Genomic DNA, 4,655 nt, shown 5'->3' with positions numbered 1-4,655 from the left:
AAACAGGATCGTTGTGCCATCCTGTGCATGGATCTGGATCGTTTCAAAGCCGTCAATGACACCTTTGGTCATCAGGCAGGCGATGTTGTGCTGACCGTTATCTCCGAACGCATCGCAAAACGCGTCGGTTCGAACGGCATGGCCGCGCGTGTCGGTGGTGATGAGTTCATTATTCTGCTGCATGACCATTTGGAAAAGGACGATGTGCTGTTCCTTTGCGACCAGATGATCGAAGATGTCAGCATTCCGATTGACATACACGGCGGCACGGCCGAGGTGGGCGCCTCGATTGGGGTTGCTTGGTGGCCCGATGACGCGCTGACCGTCAAATCGATCATTCGGTCTGCCGACGATGCCCTTTATTGTTCCAAGGAAAACGGTCGCGGTCAGGTCTCTTGCGCCTCCAAATTGCGTCGCGATGTCGACAAGATTCCATCATCATCCAATGCGGTAGATCTGCTCAGAGATGAGCTTTCCCAAGCAAGCTGACATTGCTATTCGCAGGTTGGCCAGCTCTCAGACCGGGCGAGTGGCCAACCCTCAGCCACTTGAAAAAGCGGGTCAACCGATAGGTGCTGGCGTTGAAATCAATATTCCAAATGTCCGGATCTTCTCGTCTGCTGAATACTGTTTGCACCGCTCTAATCGATACTTCGTATCGACTCCTGAGCAGTGGTGTCACGTTTGATGTCTTTGATCCGCTTCACGGCAGGCAATTGCGCAGTAAATGCTGAGAGTGATCTTCTCGGATGTGCTGCGTCTTTTGCCCGATGTCTGTCTCATACCACTCCTATGGGGTTATCAGGTGAGACAAAACCCTCTCCTGATAAAACAACCCATTTGTACTCATACGCACTGACGTAAACGAGATAAAGGACGTTGTCATCTATAGGTGGAGCCGACAATTATTGCGTTACGGTCTCCACCAATTTGCTCGCTTCGCCATCACTTATGCGAGCTTACTCTCGTTGATCGGGGGATTGCTTTTCAGGTTATCTTGCCAGATTAACTCTTTGAGAGATGACGGTCTGCCTAGTAAGAAGCCCTGCCCCTCATCACATCCTTCCGCTCTTAGGATTGAGACTTGATTATGTGTTTCAATGCCTTCTGCGAGTACGGGGATGTCCAAGCTTTTTCCCAAGGCTAACACAGCGCGGACGATTGCAAGAGATTTACGATCGTCTTCAATATCATGCACGAAGCTCTTGTCTATTTTAATTTTGTCAAATGAGAACGCATGCAAAATCTCAAGCGAAGAATAACCCGTGCCGAAATCGTCGAGCGCTATGCCGACACCTAAACTCCTGATTTGCCGCATTATGTGCAGGGACTGCATTCTATCTTTCATCAATGCGGTTTCAGTCAACTCCAGTTCCAGCCGATTTGGGCTTAGACCCGTTTCAACCAGCACGGTATGGACAAGGTGCGGCAAGTTCGGATCCATAAGCTGAACAGCGGATACATTTACCGCAATTTTCAGATGAGGGTCCCATGTCACAGCATCAACGCAGGCACTGCGCAACACCCATTCTCCCAAGGAGAAGATGAGACCATTTTCTTCGGCGACAGGAATGAAAATTTCAGGAGAGATAGGACCAAGTTTGGGGTGCTGCCAGCGCAACAAAGCCTCAAAACCGAGGATTTCCAGATTTTGCGAGAGTGATTTCTGCACTTGATAATGCAGTTCGAGATCATCGTTTTGCAAAGCCAGTTTCAACGCCTCAGCAAGGTGACGTTGATCGCGCATATTTGTTCCAATTTCGGAATCATAGAAACAGACTTGTTCCATAAACGCGCGCTTGGCATGGTCGGTCGCCAAACCTGCATTTTTGGCCAGCTCATCAGGATCTGCGGCGTCATCAGGCCAAATCGCAGCACCAAAGCTCGCAGCAACCGTGGTTTTTGTGCTTCCAATATTGATTGGATGAATGCACTCATTTTTAAGACGCTCGGCGAATGCTGAAATCTCGCTTTTGCGGTGGAAAAACTTTATGGCGGCAAACTCATCACCGCCAACCCGTGCAACAAACTCACCAGCTTGTAGCGTCTGTTTCATGCGGCCAGCGAGCGCTTGCAATATTTTGTCGCCGATCGCATGACCCATTGAATCATTGATTACTTTGAAACGATTGAGATCAATGCCCAGAACAGCAACGTTTTTGTTTGTGTTTTGCGCGGTCTGTAGTGCATGCGACAGCTGGTGTTCAAAGCTGACACGATTTGGCAATCCAGTCAGCGCGTCGTGGCTGACCATATGATGCAATTGTTTGTTTGAGTTTGCGCGGACATTTGTGTCAATCAGATAACTCGTCAACCCAGTCCCCAGTATGATCAGAGCTACGACGGCAATTGCCATCGCCAGTGCTATGACCGCTTGTGCATCAATCTCGGGAAATGACTGAGACATCGGGGTAACAGTTAAGGCCGCCATTCCAGTAAAATGGAGCCCTACAATGCCCAGGACCATGAGTGCCATTGAAGCCAGTAGTTTTTTTGTACCGAAGTCCTGTTGCCATACCAAAAAAAAGGCGGTGGCAGAAAAGATCGTCGGGATCGAAATAGAAGCCCAAATATAGTCAAAATTCCAATCAACAAGGCCTGTCACCCGATAGGCAAACATTCCAGTGTGATGCATCGCAGAGAAAGTCAGGCCAGCAAAGGCGCCACCCACGATTGCCAAAGCAGGCCGATCTTTCAAGCCGCTTACGACAAAACTGACAAACAGCCCGACCATCGCTATGACGAGGGACAAAACAGTCAGGGCCGGATCAAAAGAAACAGGGACTTTTGGTTCATATGCTAGCATTGAAACAAAATGTGTTGTCCATACACTGCCGCCACCAGCCACAGACGCGAGAAAGCACCATCCAAATCTCTGGGCACCTTGCGTTGTGACGCTTCGCCTTAGAAGATGCACAGTGACAGCCGACCCAAACAAGCAAAGGGTGCCCGCAAGAAAAACAAGATATAGATTGTGTTCATCATATATGCAGTTGAGAACGTTCAACATTTTTGGTCGCTTCATGTGGTTACTTGTCTAGAAGTAATAATAATATAAAGAAATTACTATTTTGTTGTTCGACTTCATGCTCGGCGTCAACGACGCAGCGGACCGTAACGGCCTCTCAGCCGATGTAAGAGATCGTATCGCCGCTTGGGTGCCTGGATTGCCTAACCACTCGCTACAACGCCCCACAGACCGAAACCAGCCAAGAAGAAGACGAGGACAAACTCGCAGCTTGATCTATGATCAAGTCCAGCCCGTCGCGATCTCGTCGAGTTTGACAGCTCTGTCGCGACGGGACACACTTGAATTGACAGTTTGTGATACTTAAATTACAGTGATTGATATGATAGAATTAAAGTTTACCGAGACGTTCGAAAACTGGTTCGAAAAGCTTAAGGATAGAAAAGCTAGGGCTAGGATCACCGCGAGGCTTAACCGCTTACAAGAAGGTTTAGCAGGTGATGTTCAACCGGCCGGTGAAGGGATTAGCGAATTACGTATTCACTATGGACCTGGATATAGAGTCTATTATCTGCAACGAGGAAGTGAACTGATCATCCTTCTTTGCGGAGGTGACAAGAAAACACAAAGCCGCGATATCAACCAAGCTAAACGTCTTGCAACACAATGGAGAAACTGAAATGGCTGAAAAACTGAAAACATTTGATGCCGCTGATTTTCTTCAGTCGGATGAAGAAATAGAAATCTTTTTGGAGGATGCTTTTGAATCTGGCGACGCCAAATATATCGCCAGATCAATCGGCGTTGTTGCCCGTGCCAAAGGTATGACTACTATTGCCAATTCAACCGGCCTCGCCAGAGAACAGCTGTATAAGTCTTTTAGCGAAGAAGGCAATCCAACATTGGCCTCAACATTGGCCGTCATGAAAGCCATAGGCTTCGATATAACCGGTAAACGTCACAGCCCAAACTAACCCCTATCGCGGCCTTTCAGGCGCGATACTTCCCCTTCCGATCCTTGCGACCGGAGGGGGTTTTTTGTCCAAAATCCGAGGTTCAAATTCAACAGGATCGACCTGCTGAATTGGAACTTGAGGGGGGCCGCACCCTCCCCCTCAAACACCCCTTCCTCACCCAAATTTTTGCAGCTTGACGCTACTCATTCTCAGAATATGATGCTCCTGAACATATGGAGAACACCATTGAAACCTTTAGACGCATCCAATCTGGGTTATATGCTGGACAATGGAGATCAGCTATTTGTTGTTTGCAACAATGGCGTCTGCTCGCACGGTGCTGAATTGATCGTTCCTTGGTTGATAGACTTGTTGGGACGCGATCATTCTTCTCTAGCCGTCGATATAATTGCGGGCCTTAAAAAGCACCGTAAAAGGCTCCGGTGTGCTCGATGTGGAAACTATGATGTTGGTTTTCAGCGCATTCACGCTGGCTACACGGGGCATCGAACCGAAGACTGAGTAACTACTACTTAAGTGTAGTAACTACGGTTTCACCGCTTTTCCACAAAACGTTTTGAAGTAGTTAAGCTGTTGATTCAAAGCCTAATTATCCATGATATTCACTTGACCAGTAGAGTTGTGTCTGTCATTTATACACATACTGTCAAGTTGTCCTAGACTTCCACAGCAACTACCACAGCTTCTTCTAGCGAAGAAAACAGGTCGGC

The 4,655-nt window shown here is 48.1% G+C and carries 5 protein-coding genes; 4 read left to right on the top strand and 1 reads right to left on the bottom strand.

The window, feature by feature from the left end; genetic code table 11:
- A partial coding sequence (locus C0081_RS22990) for a GGDEF domain-containing protein (RefSeq protein ID WP_146006529.1) occupies nt 1-489 on the top strand: 489 nt, incomplete at its 5' end.
- A gap of 460 nt (nt 490-949) precedes the next feature.
- Here C0081_RS22990 and C0081_RS22985 read toward each other — a convergent pair.
- Nucleotides 950-3,010, bottom strand: a complete 2,061-nt coding sequence (locus C0081_RS22985) for a bifunctional diguanylate cyclase/phosphodiesterase (RefSeq protein WP_101536090.1) — start codon at nt 3,008-3,010, stop codon at nt 950-952.
- 340 nt (nt 3,011-3,350) lie between these two features.
- On the opposite strand from C0081_RS22985, the gene C0081_RS22980 reads away from it, so the two are divergent.
- The 3 genes from C0081_RS22980 (at nt 3,351) to C0081_RS22970 (ending at nt 4,446) form a co-directional block, all read left to right on the top strand.
- Nucleotides 3,351-3,647, top strand: a complete 297-nt coding sequence (locus C0081_RS22980; protein WP_101536089.1) for a type II toxin-antitoxin system RelE/ParE family toxin — start codon at nt 3,351-3,353, stop codon at nt 3,645-3,647.
- A 1-nt stretch (nt 3,648) separates the two neighbouring features.
- The gene (locus C0081_RS22975; protein ID WP_101536088.1) at nt 3,649-3,942 is read left to right on the top strand and encodes an addiction module antidote protein; all 294 of its coding nucleotides are present in this window, start codon (nt 3,649-3,651) and stop codon (nt 3,940-3,942) included.
- A gap of 228 nt (nt 3,943-4,170) precedes the next feature.
- A complete protein-coding gene (locus C0081_RS22970; protein WP_101536087.1) occupies nt 4,171-4,446 on the top strand; it encodes a hypothetical protein in 276 nt (91 codons plus the stop codon).
- Nucleotides 4,447-4,655: the final 209 nt, after the last annotated feature.

It is taken from the genome of Cohaesibacter celericrescens (genome assembly GCF_002866925.1).
GTDB classification, from domain to species: domain Bacteria; phylum Pseudomonadota; class Alphaproteobacteria; order Rhizobiales; family Cohaesibacteraceae; genus Cohaesibacter; species Cohaesibacter celericrescens.
Note: the sequence above shows the minus strand (reverse complement) of the source record. Positions and strands in the feature narration are given on the sequence as shown.